The sequence below is a fragment of the Arthrobacter sp. IK3 genome (genome assembly GCF_051337705.1).
Classification (GTDB): Bacteria; Actinomycetota; Actinomycetes; order Actinomycetales; family Micrococcaceae; genus Arthrobacter_B; species Arthrobacter_B koreensis.
In genome coordinates this window covers 1-24267 of the sequence record NZ_JBPPSW010000003.1, presented here as the reverse complement: position 1 = coordinate 24267, position 24267 = coordinate 1, and the positions used below count along the sequence as shown (strand labels likewise).

32 protein-coding genes and 1 pseudogene are annotated in these 24267 nt (G+C 65.2%); 7 read left to right on the top strand and 26 right to left on the bottom strand.

Going from position 1 to position 24267, the window contains the following annotated elements:
• Positions 1–249 precede the first annotated feature (249 nt).
• The 4 genes from ACSLGO_RS04455 to ACSLGO_RS04440 all read left to right on the top strand — a co-directional run bounded on the left by ACSLGO_RS04455 (position 250) and on the right by ACSLGO_RS04440 (position 2752).
• The gene (locus ACSLGO_RS04455; protein WP_436400093.1) at positions 250–783 is read left to right on the top strand and encodes a hypothetical protein; all 534 of its coding nucleotides are present in this window, start codon (positions 250–252) and stop codon (positions 781–783) included.
• Positions 784–871: 88 nt separating this feature from the next.
• A complete protein-coding gene (locus ACSLGO_RS04450; RefSeq protein WP_436400091.1) occupies positions 872–1573 on the top strand; it encodes a hypothetical protein in 702 nt (233 codons plus the stop codon).
• Complete coding sequence (locus ACSLGO_RS04445) at positions 1563–2036, top strand: hypothetical protein (RefSeq protein WP_436400090.1); 474 nt, start codon at positions 1563–1565, stop codon at positions 2034–2036. Before ACSLGO_RS04450 ends, ACSLGO_RS04445 begins: the two co-directional genes overlap by 11 nt.
• Positions 2033–2752, top strand: coding sequence for a hypothetical protein (locus ACSLGO_RS04440; protein WP_436400088.1), 720 nt, complete (start codon positions 2033–2035; stop codon positions 2750–2752). Before ACSLGO_RS04445 ends, ACSLGO_RS04440 begins: the two co-directional genes overlap by 4 nt.
• A gap of 69 nt (positions 2753–2821) precedes the next feature.
• Here ACSLGO_RS04440 and ACSLGO_RS04435 read toward each other — a convergent pair whose 3' ends face one another.
• From ACSLGO_RS04435 to ACSLGO_RS04385, 11 genes are all read right to left on the bottom strand, one after another.
• Positions 2822–3343 (bottom strand): hypothetical protein, encoded by a 522-nt coding sequence (locus ACSLGO_RS04435; RefSeq protein ID WP_436400086.1) that lies wholly within the window; start codon positions 3341–3343, stop codon positions 2822–2824.
• Between the two features lie 39 nt (positions 3344–3382).
• Positions 3383–4150, bottom strand: a complete 768-nt coding sequence (locus ACSLGO_RS04430) for a hypothetical protein (protein ID WP_436400084.1) — start codon at positions 4148–4150, stop codon at positions 3383–3385.
• A gap of 100 nt (positions 4151–4250) precedes the next feature.
• On the bottom strand, positions 4251–4847 hold the full coding sequence (locus ACSLGO_RS04425; RefSeq protein WP_436400082.1) for a PH domain-containing protein: 597 nt from the start codon (positions 4845–4847) through the stop codon (positions 4251–4253).
• Positions 4848–4923: 76 nt separating this feature from the next.
• Positions 4924–6480 (bottom strand): hypothetical protein, encoded by a 1557-nt coding sequence (locus ACSLGO_RS04420; protein ID WP_436400080.1) that lies wholly within the window; start codon positions 6478–6480, stop codon positions 4924–4926.
• A gap of 56 nt (positions 6481–6536) precedes the next feature.
• Positions 6537–6779: a hypothetical protein gene (locus ACSLGO_RS04415; protein ID WP_436400078.1), complete on the bottom strand. Its 243-nt coding sequence runs from the start codon at positions 6777–6779 to the stop codon at positions 6537–6539.
• A gap of 133 nt (positions 6780–6912) precedes the next feature.
• Positions 6913–8034 carry an ATP-binding protein gene (locus ACSLGO_RS04410; RefSeq protein ID WP_436400076.1) on the bottom strand — a complete coding sequence of 374 codons (1122 nt, stop codon included), beginning with the start codon at positions 8032–8034 and terminating at the stop codon, positions 6913–6915.
• 73 nt (positions 8035–8107) lie between these two features.
• Positions 8108–9046: an RNase H family protein gene (locus tag ACSLGO_RS04405; RefSeq protein ID WP_436400074.1), complete on the bottom strand. Its 939-nt coding sequence runs from the start codon at positions 9044–9046 to the stop codon at positions 8108–8110.
• The gene (locus ACSLGO_RS04400) at positions 9043–9807 is read right to left on the bottom strand and encodes a hypothetical protein (protein ID WP_436400072.1); all 765 of its coding nucleotides are present in this window, start codon (positions 9805–9807) and stop codon (positions 9043–9045) included. Before ACSLGO_RS04400 ends, ACSLGO_RS04405 begins: the two co-directional genes overlap by 4 nt.
• Entirely contained in the window at positions 9800–11164 is a 1365-nt protein-coding gene (locus tag ACSLGO_RS04395) for a vWA domain-containing protein (RefSeq protein WP_436400070.1), read from the bottom strand. Before ACSLGO_RS04395 ends, ACSLGO_RS04400 begins: the two co-directional genes overlap by 8 nt.
• Before the next feature lie 310 nt (positions 11165–11474).
• Complete coding sequence (locus tag ACSLGO_RS04390) at positions 11475–11705, bottom strand: hypothetical protein (protein ID WP_436400067.1); 231 nt, start codon at positions 11703–11705, stop codon at positions 11475–11477.
• A 113-nt stretch (positions 11706–11818) separates the two neighbouring features.
• Complete coding sequence (locus ACSLGO_RS04385; protein WP_436400065.1) at positions 11819–12913, bottom strand: hypothetical protein; 1095 nt, start codon at positions 12911–12913, stop codon at positions 11819–11821.
• A gap of 163 nt (positions 12914–13076) precedes the next feature.
• Between ACSLGO_RS04385 and ACSLGO_RS04380 the strand changes: the two genes are divergently transcribed.
• On the top strand, positions 13077–14378 hold the full coding sequence (locus ACSLGO_RS04380) for an AAA family ATPase (RefSeq protein ID WP_436400063.1): 1302 nt from the start codon (positions 13077–13079) through the stop codon (positions 14376–14378).
• A gap of 61 nt (positions 14379–14439) precedes the next feature.
• Here the strand turns inward: ACSLGO_RS04380 and ACSLGO_RS04375 are convergent, their stop codons facing one another.
• Positions 14440–14613, bottom strand: a complete 174-nt coding sequence (locus ACSLGO_RS04375; RefSeq protein WP_436400060.1) for a hypothetical protein — start codon at positions 14611–14613, stop codon at positions 14440–14442.
• A 203-nt stretch (positions 14614–14816) separates the two neighbouring features.
• Between ACSLGO_RS04375 and ACSLGO_RS04370 the strand changes: the two genes are divergently transcribed.
• Positions 14817–15419, top strand: coding sequence for a recombinase family protein (locus ACSLGO_RS04370; protein WP_436400058.1), 603 nt, complete (start codon positions 14817–14819; stop codon positions 15417–15419).
• On the opposite strand, the gene ACSLGO_RS04365 is transcribed toward ACSLGO_RS04370, so the two are convergent.
• The 3 genes from ACSLGO_RS04365 to ACSLGO_RS04355 are packed head-to-tail and all read right to left on the bottom strand — an operon-like array spanning position 15416 to position 17279.
• Positions 15416–15862, bottom strand: a complete 447-nt coding sequence (locus ACSLGO_RS04365) for a hypothetical protein (RefSeq protein ID WP_436400056.1) — start codon at positions 15860–15862, stop codon at positions 15416–15418. The genes ACSLGO_RS04370 and ACSLGO_RS04365 overlap by 4 nt on opposite strands.
• A 33-nt stretch (positions 15863–15895) precedes the next feature.
• Complete coding sequence (locus ACSLGO_RS04360) at positions 15896–16771, bottom strand: hypothetical protein (protein ID WP_436400053.1); 876 nt, start codon at positions 16769–16771, stop codon at positions 15896–15898.
• 46 nt (positions 16772–16817) lie between these two features.
• Positions 16818–17279 carry a hypothetical protein gene (locus ACSLGO_RS04355; protein WP_436400051.1) on the bottom strand — a complete coding sequence of 154 codons (462 nt, stop codon included), beginning with the start codon at positions 17277–17279 and terminating at the stop codon, positions 16818–16820.
• A 73-nt stretch (positions 17280–17352) separates the two neighbouring features.
• On the opposite strand from ACSLGO_RS04355, the gene ACSLGO_RS04350 reads away from it, so the two are divergent.
• A complete protein-coding gene (locus tag ACSLGO_RS04350; protein WP_436400049.1) occupies positions 17353–17874 on the top strand; it encodes a hypothetical protein in 522 nt (173 codons plus the stop codon).
• A 36-nt stretch (positions 17875–17910) separates the two neighbouring features.
• Here ACSLGO_RS04350 and ACSLGO_RS04345 read toward each other — a convergent pair whose 3' ends face one another.
• From ACSLGO_RS04345 to ACSLGO_RS04295, 11 genes and pseudogenes are all read right to left on the bottom strand, one after another.
• Positions 17911–19347: a DUF5129 domain-containing protein gene (locus ACSLGO_RS04345; protein WP_436400046.1), complete on the bottom strand. Its 1437-nt coding sequence runs from the start codon at positions 19345–19347 to the stop codon at positions 17911–17913.
• Between the two features lie 31 nt (positions 19348–19378).
• Entirely contained in the window at positions 19379–19705 is a 327-nt protein-coding gene (locus ACSLGO_RS04340) for a DUF7455 domain-containing protein (protein ID WP_436400044.1), read from the bottom strand.
• 18 nt (positions 19706–19723) lie between these two features.
• A complete protein-coding gene (locus ACSLGO_RS04335) occupies positions 19724–20011 on the bottom strand; it encodes a hypothetical protein (protein WP_436400042.1) in 288 nt (95 codons plus the stop codon).
• Between the two features lie 65 nt (positions 20012–20076).
• A complete protein-coding gene (locus ACSLGO_RS04330; protein WP_436400039.1) occupies positions 20077–20298 on the bottom strand; it encodes a hypothetical protein in 222 nt (73 codons plus the stop codon).
• A 47-nt stretch (positions 20299–20345) separates the two neighbouring features.
• Entirely contained in the window at positions 20346–20468 is a 123-nt protein-coding gene (locus tag ACSLGO_RS04325) for a hypothetical protein (protein ID WP_436400038.1), read from the bottom strand.
• Between the two features lie 108 nt (positions 20469–20576).
• A complete protein-coding gene (locus ACSLGO_RS04320; RefSeq protein ID WP_436400035.1) occupies positions 20577–20891 on the bottom strand; it encodes a hypothetical protein in 315 nt (104 codons plus the stop codon).
• A gap of 92 nt (positions 20892–20983) precedes the next feature.
• A complete protein-coding gene (locus ACSLGO_RS04315; protein ID WP_436400032.1) occupies positions 20984–21865 on the bottom strand; it encodes a hypothetical protein in 882 nt (293 codons plus the stop codon).
• Between the two features lie 99 nt (positions 21866–21964).
• Positions 21965–22330, bottom strand: coding sequence for a hypothetical protein (locus ACSLGO_RS04310; protein WP_436400031.1), 366 nt, complete (start codon positions 22328–22330; stop codon positions 21965–21967).
• Positions 22331–22368: 38 nt separating this feature from the next.
• Positions 22369–23241, bottom strand: a complete 873-nt coding sequence (locus ACSLGO_RS04305) for a matrixin family metalloprotease (protein WP_436400029.1) — start codon at positions 23239–23241, stop codon at positions 22369–22371.
• 104 nt (positions 23242–23345) lie between these two features.
• Positions 23346–23963: a hypothetical protein gene (locus ACSLGO_RS04300; RefSeq protein WP_436400027.1), complete on the bottom strand. Its 618-nt coding sequence runs from the start codon at positions 23961–23963 to the stop codon at positions 23346–23348.
• A pseudogene (locus ACSLGO_RS04295) lies at positions 23960–24267 on the bottom strand (3'-5' exonuclease); the annotation flags it as partial. The gene ACSLGO_RS04300 and the pseudogene ACSLGO_RS04295, both read right to left, overlap by 4 nt.

Here is a 24267-nt window from a genome sequence, read left to right as displayed (position 1 = left end):
GCCGCACAGGCCACGCGCACCCCCTCTGCAACCACGGTGCCTGAGGGGTGCTGGGCCCAGGCCAATCGACCAACCGAGTGCGGCAGTGTCCTTCGAGGGCACTGCCGCTTTTGTATCCCGCATCACTTTCTCGAAAGTTTTTTCTGATTTTTGCGCGCACGGCCACTTCTGTATGTGAGCCCGAAAGAAAAGGCCTCCGAAGGACCCTTCAGAGAGCCGGCTCAATCTTCTTCACAGAATGGATCTCCGTTGAGCTCTGCTTTCTCCATGGTCACCGCCTCCAAGGCCTCGGCCAACTCCCGCATGTCCGACGCGTTCAAGAACGAGTCCGGCGCGTTTGACCTTCCGTCCATCCTCGTCGGCGTCGTTGTGGTCGGCATCCTGACCGCCGGCGTGCTGGCCTCGATCTTCGGCGTTATCCCCTTCGCCCAGGACAAGGGTGCCCAGCAGGACCTCGGCGCGGTTGTGACCGCCCAGGGCGTCTACCTGGCCGCTTCCACCGAGGAGTACGGCGAGAGTGTCAACACCTACGCTGCTGACCTGGACCGCCTGGCCGAGTCGGGCGTTGACCTGATCGGCGACAAGGTCGCTGAGGAAGGTGACATCAAGATGGAGGGCAAGGTCGGTAACTTCGTCGCCGTCACCGAGTCCGGCTCCGGCAAGTTCTTCATGGTCTCCGGCGTCGACAACACCCCGAAGGAAATCGCGGGTGCCGACATCGACGCAGCTTTCGAGGCTGCAAAGGCCGAGGCCGGCTACACCGTGGCTGGCGACGGCAACTAACCCAGCTACACCCTCGATGGGCCGTCCGGTTTTCTCCGGGCGGCCCATCACCGCTTTACCCCACCCCTGATCCCCTCGAACGGAGTCCATGAAGAAGCTCAGTGCTGTTCTTCGGTCCGAACGGGGGGATCTTCTCGTTGGCGCCCTCATCGGGATGCTCGTCGTCGGCATCGTCATAGTCGCCAGCGCCTCCTTCCTCCTCGTGGCCGGCAAAGCCTCCATCGCCAACAGCACCAACGCTGCCCGGAGCATCGCACTGAACAGCGTGCTGGCAGAGGAACTCCCGCGTGCCGGCTCGTACACCACCGCCCCGTCCCAGGTCCCGGCCGGCGACCTCACCGTCAGCATCCGGCGTGAAGGGGACATCCTGCATGCAGCCGTACCCCGCAGCGGACGTGCTGAGGAGAGCTGCTCCGGCTCTGCCCCGGATCCGGCAGACTGTGTCCAGGCTCAGCTCAGCGTCTCCGGCAACGGCGCCGCCCCGAAGCCTGCACATGAGGCAGTGGAGCTCACGGAAGGCACCGGCGGTGCGAAGTACACGTTCAAGGCCGCCGAAGGCGCAGAAACCCTCCAGTACGTCTTCAAGACGGAATCCGGAGACAAGGACTCAACCCTGACCTTCAGTGCCGGCGACGCGAAGACCACGGTGGACATCCCCAGGGACAGCTCCGGCTGGTACTACGGCCGCCTCCAGGTGAAGCCCGGATCCACCATCACCGTGAAGACCGAAGGTCCAGCCACCTACGAGAAGGACACCTTCACCGTCTATGAGGTCACCAGTGGCAAATAGGCGCATCCTCTCCCCCGCTGCGGCGCTGAAGGGCGAAGCCGGCAACATGCCTGCCTCGGTCGTCTTCGTCATCTTCACGACCCTGTTCCTGAGCCTGATGACCACCTCTCTGCTTTCAACCATGGGCGCGACGACAAAGGTCAGGGACGGATCCGCGGCCAGCCGGACAGTCAGCGCAGTCGCAGCCGCCTACCTTGACCAGGCCGCAGCCGGAACCGTGCCGGAAGACGGCGAACTGTGCTCCGGGGACCTCTGTGCGCAGGTCAAGGCCGGAACCTCCGAAGACGGCACGGCTACAGTCACCGTCACAGCTGCCGCCGGCAACGCAGAACGCACACGGACCCTGCCCGTCCCGCAGCCGGAGAACCTCATGATCACCGGCTTCGATTCCAGCGGCCAGCCCGTCTGGGGCCCCCGCCCCGGCACCGATGACCAGGACAGCGAGAGGCACGACGACCAGTGAGAATCACCATGGCCGAGGCACTGAGGGGCGAAGCCGGCAACACCATGATCCAGACCCTGGTGGGATCCATCGTCTCCCTGGTCTCCATCGGCGCCATTGCAGCCGGCATCGCAGGCATCACCCAGTTCCAGGTCAAGCAGCAGCTGCGCGCGGACATCACCAACCAGGCCACGCTGACGGACTCCACGTTCCGCACCGACGTCCTGTGGGCGGCCGCCGTGACCCCGGTCGATGAGCACCGCGTCGAATTCACGGTCCCCGGACCGGCGTCGGGCTGCAAACTTTCCGTGTGGAACATCGAGCCCGCCGGTGAACGGACCCAGGTCAGGGTCACCACCACCTCATATCCGCAGCTGGATACAGCCACCGGAGCGCCCGAGTGCGCCGGGGAGCCCTCTGAGCCCGCCTCTGTGGTCCTCATCGACGACGCCGGCCCCGGCAGTGGCTTTGAGTATTCCAACGCCGCAGGACGCCCCCTGACCTTCTCCGACGGCAGCCTGGAACCCAGGAATGAGGACGGCGAGGCCCCCTCGGGCACCGCGCGCGAAGCCTGGGAATCCAAGACTCCGGCAGCACTCGCCCTGCAGACTTCGGTGAAGGCTTCCGCGAAGATGGCTGCCCCCTTCAGGTCAGCCCAGCGTGCCGAGAACCTCATGACCCCCGCACCGAAGGCGGACGCACCGGTTCATTTCGTGCCGGACGGCGACCTGCGCTGACATCCCCTTCTCGGGACACGCAAACGCCCCGGCCCGCTGATGCGGAACCGGGGCGCTCGTGTATGCGGCCTAGTCTTCGGCGGCGAAGACCTCGGCCAGGCCGATGGTCTGGACGCTTTCGAGGAACGTCTTTTCGGTGTACGGGTCCAGCCACTGGACGTTTCCGGACGGCCGCGGGGTGGTCGTGTACGGCGCGTAGCCGCTGGCGACGAGGACAAGGGGGAACTCGCGGTCCCAGGAAGCGATCTCGTCGATCTTCTCGGAGCGGTCCGTGAAGATGGTCGTGAGCGTGTCTTCGGTTTCAACGGAGGGGTCGAAAGTGCCGGCGTTCGTGGCGTCTGCGGCCAGGACCTGCTGGTGCAGGTTGGCCAGGGCCACGGAGGCCTTGTAGCGCAGCCACATGGCGGTGTCGTCGCCTTCGGTGTCGGCGGGAAGCTCTTCGTAGCCGTCCACGAGGTAGGACACGAGGTCGGTGCGGGTGTCGGCGAAGACGGCAGCGCTCTGGGTGGCCATCGAGAAGGGGTACGCCGTGCCGTCTTCACGGACGGGCAGCTGGGCCGGGAAAGTGCCTTCAATGACGATCTTGGACATGGGGTGCAGCTCCTAAGTAGTGATTGTCTCTATTGACTTCTATGCGGCTCGGGCCGTGATGGGTGACAGGTTTATTGCCTCTTCCATCCGGCGGGCCAGGTCATCGAGGGTGCCGTCGTTGGCTACGGTCGCTGAAATGAGCCGCGGATCGAGTCCTTTTTCGGAGGAGTGGCCGTTGACCGGTCCGATACCGGGACGGGTGATTTCGATGATGCGTCCGCCGTTGGCCAGCACCCATTCGGCCTCGGACTCGAAGCGGACATCGGTCAGGACGACTTCGGTGGCTCCGGCAGCCCGGATCTTCTGCTCAACCTTCCCGACCCAGCAGTCGGCGCCGTAGTTGGTGCGGCACAGCTCGGTGGCGTAGACCTGCAGCATGCGGCGGACCTCGGCCCCGTGGAGGCGGTGGTCCTTGGCTGCTTCCCAGTCACCGCCCAGCTCTTCCAGGAGGCCGGCCATGGTCGTTGCCCCGTCGATCATCGGGTCCAGGAGTATCAGGTCGTCGATGAGCTCTGCGTCCGGGCGGTGGTCCGAGAATTCCGCGGCGATCAGCTCCTTGTAGGCTTTCAGGCTCCGCCGGACCTCGGCTCCATGGGCGCGGTGGCCGGCAGCGGCCTCCCAGCCGCCTGCGGACTCCACGAGCATCGCCAGGGAGAGTGTCCCGTCGAGACGGAAATCCAGGGCTGCCGCCTGCTCCTTCAGAGTGTCTCCGAAAGCGAAGCGTGACGCACCATGGTGCTCGATCAGGTGCATGCCTGCGGTGTCCTTGCCCGAACGGGCGTAGCCGTGCAGTCCGGTGATGTTCATGATGCCTTTCGCTGGAAGTTGCTCTGCTTGTTTCTATGCACGCCGGAGCCGGGCGGGTGACAGGTTTTTGGCCTGGTGCCGCCCGGCCCATGGATGGCGTCTAGTAGGTGGAGACTCCGGGCATCGAGGCGGTGTGGTTGTTGTGGTAGACCATGTCCTTGAGGGTCTGCTCGACCTTCAGCGCGTGCGGAACATCGGAGAAGATGACGCGCTTGCTGGACTGGGATGCTTCACCGTTGGCGGCGTTGATGATCACGAGGGTGCCGCAGCGGAAGATCCGGTCAAGGATGCCGCGGTCGACGTGGATGTCCGAGACGCGGGCCAGCTGCGAGCTGATCGACTTCTTGTACAGGACGCCTTCGCGGATGATCAGCTGCTTGGTGGTGACGATGTACACCTTCTTCCACCACTGCAGGATCGGCCAGGCGGCGTAGTGCAGGGTCAGGGCGCACGTCACGGCCTGCAGTCCCAGGTAGAGCCAGCCGTCGAGCATCCCGCGGGGTACGAACATGTAGCAGGCCACGGCCGCGGCGGCGAGGATGAGCCAGGTGACTGCCGGCAGGAAGAGGACCTTCGGGTGGGTCCGCAGCAGGTAAACAGCTTCCTCGCCCGGGTTCAGGCGCAGGTCCCGGGGCAGCGTCACGGGTCCCTTCCCGGTCGGCGCAGCGGAGGACGGCTCAGCGTCAAAGGTGCTCATGGGTTCCTAACAGGTGTGTGGTGGAGCCGGAAAAGGCCGGGCCCGCGATGCTGCGGACCCGGCCGGTGGAGGGGGTTTAGACAGTGCCTGGCGCTGCCGGCCGGCGGCGGCGCTCGGCATCGGTGATCCGGGCCATCGCCAGGGCGTTCTCCTTGGCCCAGGCCTCCATGCGCAGGGCGTCTGCGTGGCCGGGGTCGAAGGCTTCGACCGGCTTGTCGTCCACGGACCGCTTCAGCGTGCCGTCGGGCTCGAAGTCGATGCGGGCTTCCTTGCCGCCGGAGACGATACTGACCTCAGCGCGGCGGGCCGGTCCGTTGCCGCGGGCGGAGAATCCCGAGGATGCGGCGGAGCCCTGGAGGGCTTCAACCTCGCGCCGGTAGACGCGGTTGTCCATAATCGGATTCACCAGGTGTGCCGGACGTGCCGGGGCTTCGGGCCTGGCAGCTGCACGTGCCGGTGCCTTCTTCAGTCCCGGTGCCGGACGCCGAACCTGCGCCGGGGCAGGTGCTGCAGCCGGGGCGGGCTTCGCTGCTGGACGCTTGGGTGCGGGCTTGGGCTTGGCCGGTGCAGCAGGCGCGGCTGCCGGTGCTGCGGCGGCAGGTGCCTTTTCACCGTGGGAGCGGCTGGCGGCGACAAACTCTGCGCGGCGGCGTGCCCGCTCAGTGTGCTCCGGGTTCAGGTCTGCTGCCGGGCGGTGGCCCTTCGGGCAGACGTGGGTCACCTCGATGTTGGTGAACCGGCCGCAGCTGGAGCACTTCTCGACGCCGGCTCCCTTGACGGTGCGGACCAGCTTGTTGAAGACGGCTCCGGGGCGCTCTGAGTTGGCCATGGCGGCGTAGGTGTGGGGGTTCACACGGTGCCCGTAGAGCTTGTCACCGATCCGGGTCGCCATCGTGCTGGTGGCCGGGTCGTAGCCGACCTCGTCAATGAAGGACGAGGAGATCGGAGCCATCTCAGCGCCCTTGGCTGCTTCACGCATGCGGCGGGCCTTGATGAGGCTCTCCACACCGTTCAGTGCCGTCGAGGGGCGGCGGGATTCCAGGACTGCAGCGACAGCTTCGGACACCATGAAGGATGCCTGCGTGTTCTGCGGTCCGCCCAGGTGGGTGGTCTCCCAGGAGTGGGGGCCGGTCTTGGTGACGCGGACCCAGGTCTGCTTGGGAGCTCCGCCGCGGATGGACACCGAAACGGGAACATCGAAGGTGGGGTTGCCGTGTTCACCGGAGTAGCGCTTGATGGACGTGGCGGAGGGCATCCGAAGGTCGATGTCCTTGTTGCTGTAGTTCATCCGGTGCGTCCGGCGCTTGCCTGACATGGCCTGGCCGAGGGTCTTGGCCGGGGTGTAGTCGTCGGGCATCTGCGGGTAGTTCTTGCCCTTGTCGGCCGCGTACTCGGCACCGACGAAGTTCCGGTTCCACCATTCTTCGCGGTCTGCTGCCGACTTCGGTGAGGTGGCGGCGGCGACCGTAGCTGCCGGAACATAGCCGCCGGCCAGGAGCATTTCGCGGCGTTCGGCCATGGTGCGGCGGTCCTCGGGACCGCCCAGGGCGATGCCTGCTTCAGGGTGGGCTGCGGTAGCGTACTGGCCGCCGATGGGGATGCCCATAGGCTGGCGGTTCTGTGCTGGTCTCATGCCTACTCTGTGTGCGGCGGCACCCCGATTTGTGCAGGTGCCGCCGGTGGATCCCCCTAGATGCCCAGGACGCGCTTGGCAGCTTCGTGGGTGCGGTGAACGAAGCCGTTGTCGGAGGGGAGGCCCGCTACGCGCGTGCAGTGCTGGTCGATGGCCTTGTCGAAGTCGGCAAGCAGGCCATGGTCCGGGGCGTGGGATGCGGGCATGCGGCCGATGTAGGTGGCGGCCTTGCGGATGTTGGAAATGACCGGTTCCGTGGCTGAGAGGCGTTCTACGGTGGCGGCGGGGGTTGTGATCATAGGTGTCCGGGTCACTTTCATCGGAGGCTGCGGTGCTGCGGGTCGTCTTCATGTGTGCGGCGCATCCCGGCTCTCTCACCGCGGGCATGACAGAAGGGGCCGTCCCGGTGGAGACGACCCCTTCTGAAGGTGGCTAGGCTGCCTGGGCTACGCTGTAGCGGGTCTGGCTGAACAGTTCCATGAAGGCGTTCTTGAATACCGAGGGCATCTTTGCTTCGACCGGCTTGTTGTTCACCAGCTTCTGCGCTCCGGGCATTGCCACATCGGGCTTGCCGTTGACGGCGCAGGCGGTCAGGACCATGGCGGCCTTCTTCCAGTCCTCGTCGCGGCTCAGGCCCATCGTGGTGACGGAGTTGACCAGGGAGAACAGGCGGTCGGCGCGGGTGTCGGACCAGTCAACGATGGACGGGTTTTCCAGCACCTCGGCGGGGTTGTACAGGTCGTTGGCTTCCATCCAGACGAGGAACTGGGTGGCGGGGCCGTCGCCTACAAGTCCGGTCAGCACGATCAGGGCCGCTTCATCGTCCTCTGCTTCGAGCTGGGACAGGACGTTGATGGCGTTGGTCCAGGAGCGCGGGGACGGCCATGCGCCGCCAGCCTTGGCCGGGTCGGTCGGGACCGGCGGGGTCATGAGGTCCGGCTTGTGGCGCAGGAACGTGGTGACGGCACCGGCGACGGCGGCCTTGCGGGCAACCGGGTCCTCGGCGAGCAGGGCGCGCATGGACGGGTACACGGTGTGGGCGAATCCGGTGCCAACGCCGTCCAGCCATTCGGCCGAGTCGAAGGCCCAGGTCAGGTGCAGCATACGGTTGGCCATCGGGGCGGGCAGGTCGTAGGCATCCACGGCCGTCTCGGTCGGGTTCATGATCGCCACGATGGCGACGCTGTCCTGCAGTTTGGTGTCACCGACGAAGCGCTCCTGGACGACCCGGAGCATACCCTTCATCGTGGACGGGCCGGCGGTGTTGAACTCGTCAAAAACGGCCAGGCCCTTCTCGGCGGCGTTCAGGTTCTCCACCCAGTTGAACGAGGAGTAGCTGACAACGCCGTCGTTCTCGATCATCACGCCCAGGAAGTCGGTGGCCTCGCGGGTGGAGCCGATGATGACCTCCGGGTGGTAGCCCCAGCCGGAAGCCATGCCGGTGATCTTGGCGGTCTTGGCCTGGCCCGGCTCGCCTTCGATAACGACAGGGACGTTGGCGCGGACGGCGGCGGCCAGTGCGCGGTTGAACGGTGAGGAAGTGAGAGTAGCCACGGGGTTCTCCTAGAGAAAGTAGTTCGGGCGGTTGCCCTGACATTCCCTATGTGTGCGGCGTCTGGTCAGTCTCTCACCGCTGCCGGAGCGCGGCGCAGATTTCCCTGGCATCCTTCCGGACAGCGGCGATCATCCGCGCGTTGGTGAGTTCATCCACCTTCATTTCCCGGTTCCTGCGGGACAGGACCGCCAGCCGGTCGGCCAGCTCGTTCAGGGGGTGTCCGTCATGGCCGCGGACCCATTCAAAGCTGATGTTGATCCCGCGGGCTGAGCCGAGGATGCGGCGGCACTCCGAGACCGAGTCCGAGTCGTCAAAGGCGTCGTGTGCGCCCCGGGCAACCCGGTCGAGCAGGTCCAGTGCCGGCTTCGAGTCCGTGAGGACCTTCAGGGAGCCGACGCCTTCACGCAGGATCGGGTGCAGGCTCAGGGTGGACTGAAGGCCGCGCCGGATGGCTGCCAGTTCCCCGGCACGGATGCCGCCATGGGTGCTGACCGAGGTGTAGGAGCCGATGACCGGATCCGCCCCGTTGGAGTACGCCAGGACCCAGCCGCAGCCGTTGATGTTCCGTCCCTTGCCGCGGGATGAATCGCAGGCAATGGTCAGGTTCTCCACCATCCGGGATTCCACTGCGGCGATCGCCTCGCGGGCTGCGTTGAGGGCAGAAGGCGGGGCGTAGAGGTCCGAGACCGGCAGAGCTGTTTTGGCGCGCAGCAGTTCAGCGGTTACCCAGTCGGAGGCGAAGACCTGGTAGTCCTCGTCGCCGGGGACAGCGCGGGTGACCGCTTCGGTGATCTGGGCGGCAAGCTGGCGGTTGGAGGGGTTGGACTCCTGGGCGGCTCCCGGACCGGAGAGGACCGTGCCGCGTCCGGACGAATCAACGGAGTGCACAGCCCACCGGCACAGGTTCGGCTGGCGGTCCACGACGACGGTGACGCCGCGGCGTTCGGTGACGGCGGTGATGGCCGGAACGAAACGGTTTGCCGGAGGTGCCGGCATGGGCATGACGCTCATTTGGTTCCTCCTGCAAGGTCGGCCAGGGAGATCGGCTTCAGTGATTCTTCGACCCGGGCATGGTGCGCGGGCATAGCTGCCATGAAGGCCATGGCCTCTGCCGGGGACTCAAAATCCTGGCTCTGGGCCAGCTCGTTCAGGGCGCGGTGGATGCGGTGTTCCATGCTGGGGATTTCGCCCAGGATGTCTCCGGCGCGGGTGAGCAGGTCAACACCGGGCAGCGGGGAACCGAATTCGATGCGCAGAGTCCCGGTCGGGTCCTGCGGGTCGGTCCCGCGCAGTGCGCGTTCCCACATGATTCCGCGCGCGGCCCATTCGCTGGAGCTGATGCCCAGCGGGCGGGGCTGTCCGGTTGTTTCCTCGTCCCAGTAGGGGAAGTATTCGGCAATTCCCAGTTCGTCGATGCCGCGGGCGTATTCCTCGTGGTGGTGGAAGGCCAGTGCCATGACGTCGCCGGTAACGGGATCGTCGGTGAAGGCCATCCCGAGGGTTACGGTCGGGCAGCTGTGCTCGCCGGACATGATGGCGGCAACATGCTCGGCCTGTGCGCTGATCGCATCGAACATGACTGATGCCGGGCGCGGGGAGCCTGCGAGGTCGGCAGCGTCGAGGATGCTGGCAGCGTGGAAGGCAACCTCGCGCAGTTCAAGGCCGGCACGAATGGGTTCTGCCATATCGCGCAGCGCGGCCGCCGCCGCCAGGGGGTTGGTTCCCCCCGGCAGGCGGTAGCCGTGAATGACGACCAGCTCAGAATCAGTCATTGCTCTTGACCTCAACGACGTGCGCCCAGGACGGAACGTTTTCCTTCCAGTGCTCGGAGCGCAGGTTGACCAGCAGGACCACGACCGGAACGGACGGGCGCTCGGTCGGCCAGTAGGTCTCCCCGTCGGTGGCGATCACAATGACGGACGGCTTCTTCTTCAGGTTCGTGGCGTGGACGATTGCCTCGCCCATTTCGGTGCCGCCCCGGCCCTGAATTTCGGTGATGGAGTCCAGGCCGGCGAACTTCTTGGACTGGTGGACTTCGGTGTCGATGTCGGAAACGACAAGGTCGTCTCCGCGGATGCCGAGCTTCTTGGCGATAGCCAGTACTTCGTTGGTTGCCAGCGCGAGGTCGTGGTCGTTTACGGACCCGGACGTGTCGCGGTAGAAGTGCACGGAGGGAACCGGCTTGATGTAGCCCGGAGCAATGACGCGGCCGACGATTCCGCCCTGCTTGTTGCGGAGGGTTTCGTTCATCCGGCGGCGGTGGCGGCGGGCGTAGGTGGTGTCGTGCTGGCCGAGCTTGTGGGCGACGGCGCGGCGGATGTAGGAGGCGAGCACGCGCTCCCACGGGGTGACGGACGGGGCGAGGATTTCATCCACGATCTGGGCGATGCCGCCGGGGACCGAGCCGATGCCGTGCTGTTCCTGGTGCTGGCGGACGGAAGCGGCGGTGCTGATGCGTACCATCTGCTTCTCTGCGCCGGAGGCGGCAGGTGCCTTGCCCTGCATGTCGTCGTTGCCGAGTTCAAAGCCGCCCTTGTCAGAACCGGCACCGGAGCCGCAGCCCTTCATGGGGGCGCCGGACTGGTCGGTAGGCTGTCCCTGCTGGCCCTGTCCCTGACCCTGCTGGCCCTTGCCGGGCTTTCCCTGGCCGGACTGCGGCTGCTTGGGCTTTGCGGCCATCTTGCGGCGCAGAGCTTCCATGTAGGTCATGGGTGTCTGGTAATCGGGCTGGCCGATCTGGGCGGCAAACACACCGTGGGCGGCAAGGGCGGAGCATCCGGCGTCGCGCAGGTCGTCGTTGATCGCCATGTCACCGGCGATGTTCCACATCTTGCGTTCCTCGTCGGTGACACCGGCAACCTCTGCCAGCATGGAGTGCTCGGCGAGCAGGTGGGAGCACTCGTGCAGCAGGCCCTCGGCCCCGAACTGGGGTCCCATTTCCGCGCACTTGTCGAAGTTGATGTAGAGGCGCATCCCGTCGTCAACTGCGAAGGTGTCAACCTCGGTGGTTGCTACCGGACGCAGGGCGAACAGTGTGGAGGCCATGTAGGGCATGATCTGCAGCGCGGTTGCGCGCCATGCCTGAAACAGCAGCATCTGGGATTTGGTGGGAGTGGTGAGTGTGCTCATGCCTCCCATGTGTGCGGCACCGGGGTGAGGTCTCCCCGCTAGGAGGATACGGCCGCTGCTTCCCTGTCGGCTCTGGCACGGGAGATACGCGTGCGCTCCTCCAGGAACCCCCGGGCCTCCGATGCCCCCTGATGGCAGGAGCAGGTGCACGGCGGGTTCTTTCCTGCCTGCACCGGGCATCCGCCGCGCGCGCCGTCGGTATCGCAGTCGGCGGTCATGCACCAGCCGGTTTTCGTGCTCATGGGTTCCTGTTCCGGGACAGCAGTGTGCCGGGCCGGGGCGCTGTGCCCGGACCCGGCAGGGAGAATGGTCAGTCGAGTTTGAATCCGGGCGGCAGGACCAGACCGTTCCGCTTGAGGATGGCGAGCATGTTCCGGGTGGAGCGCCAGTCCGATGCTGTTCCGGCGGCGTGGGTGACGGTGCGCCCGGAGGCGTCCATGATGGCGATGTGCCCCTTGGAGGTGGCCTCATAGGCCCAGTCTTGCTCGCGGAGGACGGGCTTTAGCTTGCGGAGGGACTTGGGTAGCTGCTTTGTGCTCATGCCCTCCATGTGTGTGGCAGCACGGCAGTCTCTCACCACCTCCGGAAACGGCTTGGGCATGCCTGAGCACCCCGCCAGGTGACAGCCGTGCGGGGTGCTCAGGAGTTCAGGGGTTATTCGGTGGGCGCGCCGGCCAGGGACACGTCCAGGGGTACGTCCCGGCCTGCAATGCGTTCTACGTCGCCGCCGAGCCAGCGCTTGTTCTTCAGTGCCCGGCCGCGGCTCTCAAAGACACCTTCGACCGCGTACAGGACGCCCTTGCCGTCCTTGGCGCGGGAAATCATCAGCGGACCCTCGCCGCGCGCCGAAGGCATATCCAGCACAGCGTGCAGTACGCCGCCGCCGAAGCGAAGGCTCTCCAGCTTGGTCGCGGCAATGGAAATGCCGTCAGTGAGGCGCACCTCGCGCCCTTCCTTCAGCTTGAACGGGGAGGACACAGATGCGGTGAAAGATCCGTGGGCGACGTTCATGGGAACGAGCTTGCAGGCCTGTCCGTCCATGGCGTGCAGGGCCAGCAGTCCGGGGTCCAGTGCCTTCAGTCCGTTGGCCTTGGCGTTGAACGCTTCGAGCATCTGGTAGACGTAAATGTCGGTGGAAATCCCTGAGTACTGGCAGTTGCCCATGAGCCGGGTTTCCAGGTCCATCATGCCCTTGACGGTTTTCTCGTAGCCAAGGGCACCGGTGGTGCGGCCCTGGGATGCAAGACCGATCAGCGAACGCATGATCGTCGGCAGTTTCTGTCCGGTGAGGCCAAATGCCTCGGCCCAGTCCTCTACCTTGTTCTCGGCCAGTTCGTCCTGCATCCAGTAACGGGTGGTCAGGGCCTCGGTCAGCACCGGAAGTTTCACCGAGCCGGGCAGGCCGCGGCTGATGCGAAGGCGGCGGGTGAGTGACTTGAAATCGTTGGAGGGCATGTTCTCGCCCATGATCAGGAGCTTGGAGAAGGTGTACGGGTCAGCGACGACAGTGCTGGTGCCTTCGCTGGTGAGCAGGTCGGCCAGCTTTTCAGGCGTGAGGGCTTCCGAACCGGCACTGAACATTGAGCGGTAGGTCAGGGCCTTGCCGCGCAGGTAGATCATTCCGGTGGCTTCGCAGCGCAGGCCGGGGAAGGCGGATCGGTCCAGCGGTGCGTTGTGTGATGCTGCCTCGAGCCGCTTTTCATTGCGGTGTTCTGCGAGGAGTTCTTTGGGAGAGGCTGTGGCTGTCATACCTCCCATGTGTGCGGCAGGCACGCTGTTCCTCCCCGCTTCAGTGCGGGGCCGGTGACCTCAGGGCAGAAGCCTTCGGGGCGGGCAGTACGGCTGGATCCAGCAGAACAGCGGTGCCCTTAGGGCGGGGAGATTCCTCCCCTGCGCCGCACACATGGGAGATATGACAACCATTGGACTTGACCTCGCAGACTTCGGGTTCGCACCCGAAAACGACTTCGACGAGACCGAAACCGTACCCGCGGCCCCTGCAGTTCCCGAAGGGCGCTCCCTCGTTGACGGTTCTGCCCTGGCGAAGGCCCTCTACAGCGTGTGGTCCGGCGCAGCGGTAACGATCGTTGACTCCCCTCCCGGTGCCGGCAAAACCACTTTGGTCGCTGAACTGACGGCATATTTGAAGGAGCGGTCGGACCTGAAGATCGTCATTGCCTGCCCCACCCGGCGCGGTGCATACGACATTGCCGAGCGCATTGGCGCCGAAATGGGCCTGGACAAAGAGGGACGGCCCCAGATCGCTCTGTCGGTCAGCGGCATGAACCCGCCTCCGGGCGTATCCCCCGGCGGTGCCGCCGACGGCGGACGCAACCTTCCGGTCGTGAGGACCGTGGCATCGTGCAAGGCCTCCAATCCCCCGGTCTGCGACGTGATGATCGTTGACGAGGCTTACCAGGTGACCTTCGCGGACATCACCGCCGCCGCTGACAGCGCTGACCAGCTCCTGATGGTGGGAGACCCCGGACAGATCGGCCCGGTCGTTACCGCCGATGTGTCTGCCTTCCGCGGCCACGACATTGCCCCGCAGATGCGCGCACCCGAAGTGTTCGCCAAGCAGGACTACACGGAAACCCACGCGCTGCAGACCACCTACCGTCTGGGCCAGGAAACGGTCGATGCCATTTCCTGCCTGTACAAGTTCCCGTTCACTTCATCCCGTCCAGACCGCTACCTGACCGACGAGAACGGTGACCGCGTATCGGAAATCGTGCCGCTGCTCGTCGAGCCTGCTGCAACATTTGATGACCTGCCGACCCTGGTGCAGGTTGCCGAGTATGCCGCCGAACTTATTGGCGTGGAAATCGTGGAGACCGGACGGGACGGCGAAGTGTTCGCCCGCCCGCTGGAAGCCTCTGACATTGCCATCGTCGTGGCCCACAACGCCCAGTCCTCAGGTATCACCGCTGTCCTGCGGTCGCTGAACGCAGAAGGTATCTTCGTCGGCACCGCAGACAAGATGCAGGGCGGCCAGTGGCACGCCGTAGTCGCCATGGACCCGTTCATCGGCTACACCAGCGCCGGCTCTCACCAGCTTGCCCCCGGCCGCCTGTGCGTCATGGCATCGCGCCACATGACCCACCTGACCTGGGTTCACGACGGCAACTGGGAGACGGCCCTGATGGACCCCGACATCGACCAGGAGGAAGCCCGCCTGGGCCGCAAGGTCCGCCGCGCCCTGACTGCCGAATAGGCCTGGCACACAAAGAAGGACGGCCCCGCGGGGCCGTCCTTTGCTGTCTGGAGTGTGTTGGCTAGGCTGCAGTTTCAGCAGCAGCGGGAATCCCGCGGTAGCGGTAGCCGATGTATCCGGCGGCAGCAGCGAAGAGCAGTGCCAGGATCGTCAGCCCGTTGTAGACCGGGTTCAGCAGGCCGATCAGCAGTGCGGAGGCGAGCAGGGCGATTTGGGTGATCTTCAGTGCGTTCATATCCCCCATGTGTGCGGCGGTGTGCCACTTTCTCTTCGCCGCGGGAAATACGTAAAAGCATGCAGGGTGCCGTCACGTTCAGAGGCACCAATTACAGTTTGATCAACTGTGTCATTGTGCATGCGCATAAGGTTGATATGCAGTGCCACATGAACTAGATTCCGTTCGCATTCTTCCCAGAAAAACCTGATACATTCCATCGCATGGGGCATCTGATTGGGTATATCCGGCTGAGTGCTGTTGACGAGGAACCTGATCTGCAGGTCTCCGCCGTAGCCGGCGCCGGCTGTGATGAGGTGTTTACCGACCGGTCCACAGGACCCGTTGATCCCCGCCCAGAGCTGGAAAAGATTCTTGACGCCCTTAGGCCCGGCGACACTCTCGTGATTTGGCGTCTCGACCGCCCCGGAAGGTCCCTGCGGCACGTTCTGAAACTGGTTGATGACCTCAGAGTCCGCGGCGTCGGACTGCGCGTGCTGGCTAACGGCATCGACACATCCGCTCCGGGCAACGCTTACTGCGTCTTCGAGGCGCTTTCCTCCTTCGAACACGACCTCATTCGTGAACGAACCAGTGCCCGTCTTGCTGCAGCCCGCACCAGCGGCAAGACTGGCGGCCGGCCGGCGCTGCTCACTGAAGAACAGACCGCCAGGGCAAGAGAGCTCTACGCCCGCGGAGAGAAAACCGTCGCGGAGATCGGCGAGGTTTTCGGCGTCAGCCGCACCACCGTATACCGCGCCCTGGAGCAGGACGGGGAGTTGTCCGTCCCGCCCCGCCGCCCGCACCGCAGGGCCTCCCAGGACTAGCCCAGGGGTTCGGGATCCCGCCGGATGGCCTCGGATACCGAACGGGCAATCAGCGCCATGACCAGTGCCGGCAGCCCGTATGCCAGGACGTCGCCGGTGTAGTTGGCCTGCCACAGCAGCAACAGGGAGCAGGTAGCCAGGATCGGCTCGATCGCCCTGCGGTATCCGTTCCACCCGTGCAGCCCGGCAGCGATGATGTAGCCCACCGCCTTGTAAACCCCGAAGACGCTCAGCGCCGCGACGGCGAACCAGGCGCCCACCTGTTCCTGGCTGGCCGTTTCGAGCTGAAGGGTAAGCAGGTCCGGATCCAGGTCGATGACCTTGAAGACCGTCATGAGGCTCAGGGCAGTCATGATGACGGTCATAGCCGTTACCGCCGTCCGGTGAAGGGTTCCGGGGTCTTCGGCAGGTGCCTGCGGGTAGCGGTCCGGGATTGAATTCATGCCCTGACACATGCGTAGACCAGGCCCGCGGGCTCAGAGGCCGGCGCGGGCGCGCTCCTCCTCGACCGCCTCATGGTCCTTCGCACTGAGCATCGCCCAGGATTTCTCGTCCAGGTCGGTGAAGGCACTGGCCCCGGAACCGGTCGCCAGCAGCTCCGAGGAGAACGCGGCCAGCCGGTAGTGGATGACTCCCTGCAGCGCAGGAAGCGGCACGCGGTTGGCCCGCATGATGGCAGGCATCATGTCGAACCCGTGCTCAGCGCACAGATACTGGGCGTATTTCTCCGCGGCCCGGCGATGGGCGCGGCTTTCGCGTGTCATGGGGTTGTAGGCGCTGGCCAGCACTTCTGCGGACTGGACCGCGGCTATGACCTGGCGGGTGCGGGCATCTCCCGGTTCGCGCAGATTCCACAGGTCCATTCCTTCGGAGCTGCCGCCGGGAAGCATGCGGGTCCAGGCATCGGCCCGCTCCTGCCATTCTTCATCGCTGATGCCGTCGGGGATGGATTCGATGATGGCCTGATAGCGGTAATTCTCCACCTCGGGCATGGCTTCAAGGGCGTCGATGTACGGGCGGCGGTCGGTGGCCGCAATGATCAGGTGCCGCCCGGTGGCGGGGTCCCGGCCAATGCGTACGGCCAGTGAGTTCGGGTCGAACCACACAAGGTTCCGGTTCATCGTTTCCTGCTCGGCTGCCCAAGCGGCGCAGGCGTCATCCAGCGGCGCGGCAGGGCGGGGGCGTCCGTAGACGTCGGCCCGGTCGATGGAGTCGACGGCCAGTTCGATGAACTGCTCGGCGTCGAGGCGGTCCCGGACCGGGTTCATCACTGCTGCAAGGCGGTGCAGGAACTCTTCCGGGCCGGTGCCGGGGGAGAGGCGGTATCCATGGGGTACGCGAAGGAGTGTCATATCCACCATGTGTGCGGCACGGATACCGCAGCTCCCCGGCTACTGCCTATTTCCAGGGCAGGCGGTCCATACGGGTTCCCTGGCGGATGAAGTGCCTGACGAAGAATTCGTTGGTCCGGGGATCCAGCTCTTCGATGCGGAAATCATGCTCCGCGAAGTACGGATAGGTGCCGACGCGGTGGGTGATGGCACCGCGGGCATGGCCCAGCGTCTTGTGCAGCTTCGTCTCCGGCCTCCGTCCGGGGATGGTCGTCCGCCAGACCACTGGAGGGACATGCGGGGCAGGTGCCTCCGGATCCCACAGCACCCAGACTGCGGCCGGAGTCCCCTGGTTGAGCCACTTCCAGACGAATTCACTGCTGCAGGTGCCGGCAGTGCCGAAGGCAGTCCAGGCGTCGTCCGCCGTCTTGACCGCGCCCCAGTCAGGGGTTCCCGGCAGGCAGACGACGGCGTGGACGGGCAGTTCGGCCAAAGCAGCCTGCGATGTCACTGTGCTAATTGGATTCATATCCCCTATGTGTCCGGCACCGCGGGGGTTGCTCGACGGTGAATGCCGGGCGGGCCGCCGCACACATGGAACCATGCTGACGAACGAGCTGCAGCCCCTGGTGCTGCTGGATGTGGACGGTGCCGTTCTGACATTTCCCGACCCGGCTAACGATTTCTCGGATCCCCGGGTGCCGTGGGTTGATGATCCCGGCACCGGCCGGTACAACCCAAGCATTTCCGGCTGGATCCGCGCGCTGTCGGCACTGGCAGAGGTTCGCTGGCTGACCGGATGGCATGAGCAGGCCCGCACCGTTCTGGCTCCTGCCCTTGGCCTGCCGGACTTCGAGGTGGAGGATTTCCGTGATTACCCGGAGGCCGGGACTGACTTCAAGATCCAGTGCGTCCGCCGCCACCTCTCATCGGGCCGCAGGCTGGTCTGGATTGACGACGACATCCCCCATGGCCATGCATACGACGATTTGTTCCGTCGCGGGCAGGCAGGTGCGGGACTGTTCATGGTCCGGCCGACGGCGGAGGACGGGCTCACCGAGGCACACATTCTGCGGATTACTGCTTTCCTGGCAGCCCGTACCGCAGACAGCCCCGGACGTTAGCTCATTCGAATCGGTCCGGGGCCGCCGGGATGGCTGCTAGAAGCGCGAGGAGCTTCCCGAACCGGAGAAGCTTCCGCCGGAGGAGCCGTACCCGGTGCTGGGCCGGCTTGCTGCCTCGGCCGCGCGGCGGTCAGACTGCACCCTGGACGTGCCGGCCGAGTAGCCCTGGCTGAACATCCCCGTTGAGATGAACACAGTACCCGGATAGCTGGTGTCGAGGATTCCGCGGCGGCGGTGCGGTGACCGGCTGAAGGATTCGTCGATGGCACGGCGCATGGTCCGCTGCTCTGCAGCCGAGCTGGTGTAAGCCTCCGCGGCTGCGTAGGCGTGCTGGCGCAGCAGTTCGGAGAGCTGCTGCCGGGCGCCGCGGAGCTGGTCCAGTGCAGTCTCCGGTGTGATCTTCCGCTCTGCCAGCTCCGCCGGCCAGGCTTCGATACGTGCCATGGCCTGGTTCCGGAAGTCTGACAGGGCGTTGCCGGTTGCCTGGGTTCCGCGCTGCTGGAGGACTGATGGCACCTCATTGAGGTCCTGGCGGAACGGGTCGACCTGGCGGTCCCAGGCCTTTTCCCAGCCGGAGGAACGGTTCAGCAGGGCGTTGGTGTCGGCGATGAGGTCGTCGTCGCCGTCCAGCTTCGTAGCCAGGTCAGCGTATTCCTTGGCCTTCTTCAGGTTGGAGCCCCGTTTCAGGTCTTTGTCGGTGAAGTCGCTGACGATGTTGGCCAGTTCGGTTACCCGCCTGTAGGAATCCGCGAAAGTCCGGTGGTTCTCCAGGACCCGTGCACCGTAAGTGGAGCTGGCGGGGATCGTGTTGGCGTTCAGCTCGGTGACGTCCAGGTCGGCCGTGACCTTGGCATACGCCCAGTCACCCCACCTGAGACATTCCCTGCCGTGACGCATATTGCGGTTGCGGATGAACAGGTATGCTCCGGTGCCTGCACCGGTGACCAGGACCACCACGGTCATGAAGCCAACGAAGGCCGGGGACTTGTACCAGGGGCGGTTGATGATGGCCGCACCGGATTCGATGCCCTTGATGGCCCCGTCGGTCCACTGGGCGTCGCGCAGCAGGCCGTAGGTGGATTCCTGGATTTTGGTGCGGTCGCCGAGGCTGACCTTCCGGTCCTCGCCCATGTACGTTCCGACCTGCCGGCCAACAGGATCCAGGGCGAACAGGTAGAGCCCGTCAGCCCACTTCTGTCCGTCCGCGGAGATCCAGTCGGGGCGCTCGGCGCGGGCGTATTTGAGAACCTCCTCGTTGAAGTTGTCCTCGTACTCACCCGCTCTGGTGTAGATGGCCACGGTCGTCGGCTCATAGAAGTCGATGTCTTCCACAGCGGGCAGCAGCGTATTCAGGTCCAGCACACCGGCCGTGTCCTCGACGATAATCTCCACCGGTTTATCGGCGAAGGCCACGGTGGCCGTGCCGGTCATGGCCGTGAGTGCAAGAAGCAGCACGGCAAGTATTCTGCGCATGGGTTCCTTAGTTGGTGTTGGGGGTGGACTGCTAGGAGTCGGTGAGCCCGTCGCCCGAGCGCCGGTGGTCCTGGGCCGGCGCGTCGATACCCTTGACCGACCAGAGATCCTCTGCGGCAACCCAGAACTCAGCCGGGGAAGCTGCCAGAAGGCTGCCGAGGTTCGTGCGCATGTGGTGGCCGCAGAAAAGCAGAACGGAATCGGTGAAGGTGAAGCTGGCACGGGCGGCTTTGCTGCACCGGTCGCACTGGTCGAACGGGCCCAGCGGAGATGCCGGCGCTTCAGCGATGCTCTGCCGGAGGGTCTCCAGGCTTTCGGTGCTCAGCTTGTGGTTTACGGAGGCTGTTTTCGTACTCATGGATTCCATGTGTGCGGATCAGGCCTGTGCGCTCACCGTTCCGGCAGAGTCATGGACGCCCACAGTCACCTCGTAGCCCATCGCATGGAAAAGCCCCGCGGCCCGGTGCGGGTCCTCGTGGAGGATGGTGAAGGCACGGGCGAAGGCCTGCGGGTCTACTGCGTCAGGGGATGATGCCCTGGCTGATGTACTGCAGCCGATGATGCCGTGCAGGCGCCGGCGGAACCCGGGGCCGGCCGGCCACTGCAGGTCGACGCGGACGCCGGTGGGGACGGAGAGGAATCGGTGTCGGAGGGACGGTCTCATGCTCCGGAACATGCGTCGATCTGGGCAGCACCCGAAGCAGTCCGTGGAGCAGGCCGGCGCCCCTGTCAGGCAGCCTTTGCGGAGGACTTGTCGGTCGATTCGAGGTAGTGCAGGCCTTTGCGCGGGTGCAGCAGAACGGAATCGTCAACCCCGTCGAGGCGGACGCGGACCAGGTTGCCGCGCGCGCCAATGACGGTACCGAACCGGGGGTTCAGCTCTTTGGTGGCGACCCTGGCTCCGCGTACGGCGGGGACTTTGAAGTTCTTGCTGATGTAGTCGAGACTCACTGTTTTCCTGATGGTGGTGGGTGCTGGCGGTCCGGCCGCAGGTGCCCCTAGGTGTCGCGGGGGTCTTCGATCCAGAACACGGTGACTGTTTCTTCCCCGTCGCCTTCTACGCGGATGGAGTCGTCGGAGTGGCTGGTGTATCCGGCCTGTTCCCGGTCCTGGATTGCCATGCGGAAGGCCGTCTGGATGTCTGTCCAGCAGGCAGGCGAGGGTGCGATGTATTAGTGCCGTACCGAGGTGACCTGACGCTTGTCGATTACTGACATGATTCTCCCGCGTTATGCCGCGGCGCGGGCGTCAGAGGGGGTGGCTGCGACAAAAGCGGGGATGCCGCCCGGGAGTACAGCGTGCACCTGGCCTGCCACAGCCCATGCGTCGGCGCTGCGGTCGTCTTCGCTGATGCCCAGTTCTTTCCTGGCACGCGAGACCATGTCCGAGGATTCGACGAAAATCTTGGTGGCGCGGTCCAGGAGCTTGCCCTTGGCTTTCCAGCCGAAGAGAACGAGGGCGTCCCCGTTGACCGGATACTCGGGAGCGTAGCCCTCAAGGTAGGTGGTGCCGTCTTCGCGCTGCCTGACCATTGTCTTGTCCATGGTTCCCATGTGTGCGGCAGGAGTTCTGTTTCTCCCCGGGCAGCAGAGAGGGGGTGCCCCGATTCCGAAGCACCCCCTCTGTCGGTCAGTCGTCAGGCAGACTTTGCGGCTTCGCGCTTGAGCCGGCGCTGCTCGGCTTCGTGTTCGCGCAGCTCACGCATGCGGTCGTCCTCGAGGGTCACGTGGGCGTAGTAGGAGTAGTTGAAGTAGTCCGCCTGTGTGTCGGTATCCACCCGGTTATAGGCGTTGGCGATCTCTTCCACGCGCTTCCGGAGCTCTTCGGCTTCGTCGCGCCACCCATAGATCTTGTAGGTCTCGTCGTACTTGTCCGGGTCCAGGCGGTCCTCGTCGGGGACGCCCCGCACGGTGATGTCCACGGACTGTCCGCCGGAGAATCGGGAGGTCCGCACTGAATAAGTCAGCCCAGCGGGCAGGTAGTTTCCTGCTGCGGCTTCCTTCAATTCCGTGCGGATGTCCGCTGCGACGGCTGTGATGTCCCGGTAGGGGTCGTGCTTTTCACCGGTGGTGAGCAGACCCTGCTGGTATCCCTGTTCCACTTTGGCCCGGGGCGGGGTGTACCCGCTGACTGCTCCGCCAGGGTGCAGCTCGGAATTGCGGGCTGCGGCGGTTTCGCAGTAGGCCCGCCGGTCCCCGGCAGAGGCGGAGTCCATGGCCATGTAGAAAAGCTCTTCGGCTTCACCGCGCGGGACATAGGGAACGGATTCAAGGAAGGCGTCCCGGTTGTATTCGGGCATTCCGTAGCCGGCGGCCATCTCGACGTGCCGGTTCAGGTCATTGGTGAGCTGGGGGTCCTGGACCTGCCCCATGAGAAGGCTTTCCGGGATGGGACGGACCTGCGGCGCGGCGTGCCGGCCGAGGCTGACTCCTGCTGCTTCGGTGTGTGCTGTGGCCGCGAACTGTCCTCCGGCCGGGATTCCCTGGGGCTGGCGGTTGATGTTGATGACGTTGTTCATGCCTGCTCTGTGTGCGGCACGGGCTGCCTTAGCCCAACTCTGTGAGTCAGGGAGTCTGCGACTCCGGCACTCTGTGACTCTGGTGGACGACACCGCCGGCTAGATGCCGAAGGCGCCGCGGAAGAGTGAGAAGACGATGTTGATGACCGTACTGAGGATGCCCAGCAGCAGCGGGATGATGACGGTCGGCGCAGTGAGCAGCGAGCCGATGACCATGACGCCCCAGACCGGCTTGGCAGCCTGCCCCTGTCCCCTGCCGCGGCGTGCCGCCCAGGCCCACTGGAACAGTGCCAGGACGACAATGGCAACGCCGATGAATGCCAGAGTGCTGCCCAGTCCCGGGTAACCGTCCGTGAGCGAGGCCCAGGCGGCATCCCACCCACGGGTCAGGTCGATTTTGCCTTCGGGCGCTTCGGGCAGGACGAGCGGTTCCGGGGCTGGTGCGGGGGCAGGGCTCTGATTCATCACACCAGACTGTGTGCGGCTGCCGCTGTGAAGAGCAGCTAGAGCTCCGGGATGCATGCACCACTGCCAAGCAGGGCAAGGCCTGTCAGGTCCCCGGGCCCGAAGCTCGAAACGGAGCTGCTCGTTGTGGGCGCCATGAGCTGGCTCGGGTCATCTACGTGGTCGAGGCCGACAACATGGGCCAGCTCGTGCGCAATGACTGCCCGGACGGTGTCTCTGCCTCCTGGTTTGGACAGATCACGTGAGAGCACAGCCGTGTTCAGCTGCACTTCCCCGGTGACGTAGGCGCTGCCCTTTCCTTCCAGGGTGTACGCGATGCTGCCGCCGATGCCGACGGCGTTGGTGCCGTAGACATCGCTGGTGAACTTGGGCTGCTGCGCTTCGGTCTTCCAGATGAACAGCAGCGGCGCCCAGCGGTCACCGTACCGCTCAGGCTGGAAAGCACTGCGGTTCCCGGATGCCGGCTCTGAGGTTGTCCCCTCGTCAATGAAGACCAGCCCAGTTGCCCTGGACACCTCGGCGACGGCGGCCGTGATGAGATCAGCGGTTCCATCGGGCATGTTTTCCGTACTGGTGACGTACCGGATGGGCCGGCAGGGGTCATAGGCGGTGTTCTCGCGCATCAGGGCATAGCGGCTGTCCCCCGGGGACGGCGGCGGAGTACCCAGCGGCCGGGGTGATGAATCCCGTCCGGGTGTGGGCCTGTCCGCTCCTGGGGCTGCCGGAACGATCACGGCGTCCGCATCTGCAAGCAGGCGCCCGGGAGCTGATTCGTCCGCGTCAGGATCCGAGGCTGCAGGAGCCGGAGCCCACTGGGCTACGAAGGGAACGTAGACGCCGATCTTGGCGGCGGCATCCGGGATGAACTGCAGGATGGCTGCGAAACCCAGGCACAGCACGACCGCAGACATGGCAAGAAAGCAGGTGAAGCGCCAAAGGCCCGCAACCAGTGAGCGGACCCCGGGCCGCGGGCGTGCAGCTGCCGTGTATGTGCCGGAGGATTCGTCGGTGAGCATCAGGCTGAGCGCCGCCCGTAGTTCAGCTCCCTGATGACGTTCATGGCGGCTTTCACTCCGGCTTCAAAGGAGTCGGACTCCCCATCGGGGCGGGGACGTTCCAGGAGGCGGTGGATTGCTGTGAGTTCGGCAGCGGAGCAGTCCGCGTAGGCGCGGTCGAGCTTGCGCTCAGCCTGCATGCGCAGCTCGTGCGGGGTCTGCCCTGCGGAACGGCTGAACGTCAGGAGGTAGCGCTTGCCTGCCTCGCGGCTGAACACCGGGATCTCGAGGTAGTTCTCAGCGTCGGGGAACTCTGTGAAGGCCTGCTCGATGACGGGAAGCAGGGCTGATGCCAGCGCTTCGGGTGTCAGGATCCCCGCGCCGTCCGGGCCGAGCCGGGTGACCTCAAGGTCGCCTTCGGGGTCAGGTTCGCGCACCAGTGATGCTGCCTCTGCGGCGCTGAGCTGGACCGGCGGGCGGTTGGGTATGCGGAAGATGACCTGGTTGACCCGGGGGTCATGGTTGGCGGCTATCTCGGCCCCGGGCCAAGCAGCGTCAATCAGCGAACCTACGCTCAGCAGAATGCTCGAGGGCAGCGGTGTGGCTATGCAGATGTCCACGGTGTCAGTGGCGGTCAAGGTGTCCTCCTGGCGTAGGGCCGCGGCTTTCTGGCCGGCGGGAAGAGTTCGTGGATGTCGGCGATCCCGGTGTCCATGGCGATACGTATTGCGAGGTTGGCTGCAGCGATGGCGTCTTCACCGGCGTCGTGGTGGGCGAATCCGGGGAGACCGAGCTGTGTGACCAGGTTGTTCAGCTTGTATGAGGGTGCGTCAGGGAGCCGGTACTGGGCCAGCTTCTGGGTGCACAGGTATTCGAATTCCGGGGGCACAATGCCCAGCGCCTCGGAAGCCTGGACGATGATGGATTTCTCTACGGAGACGT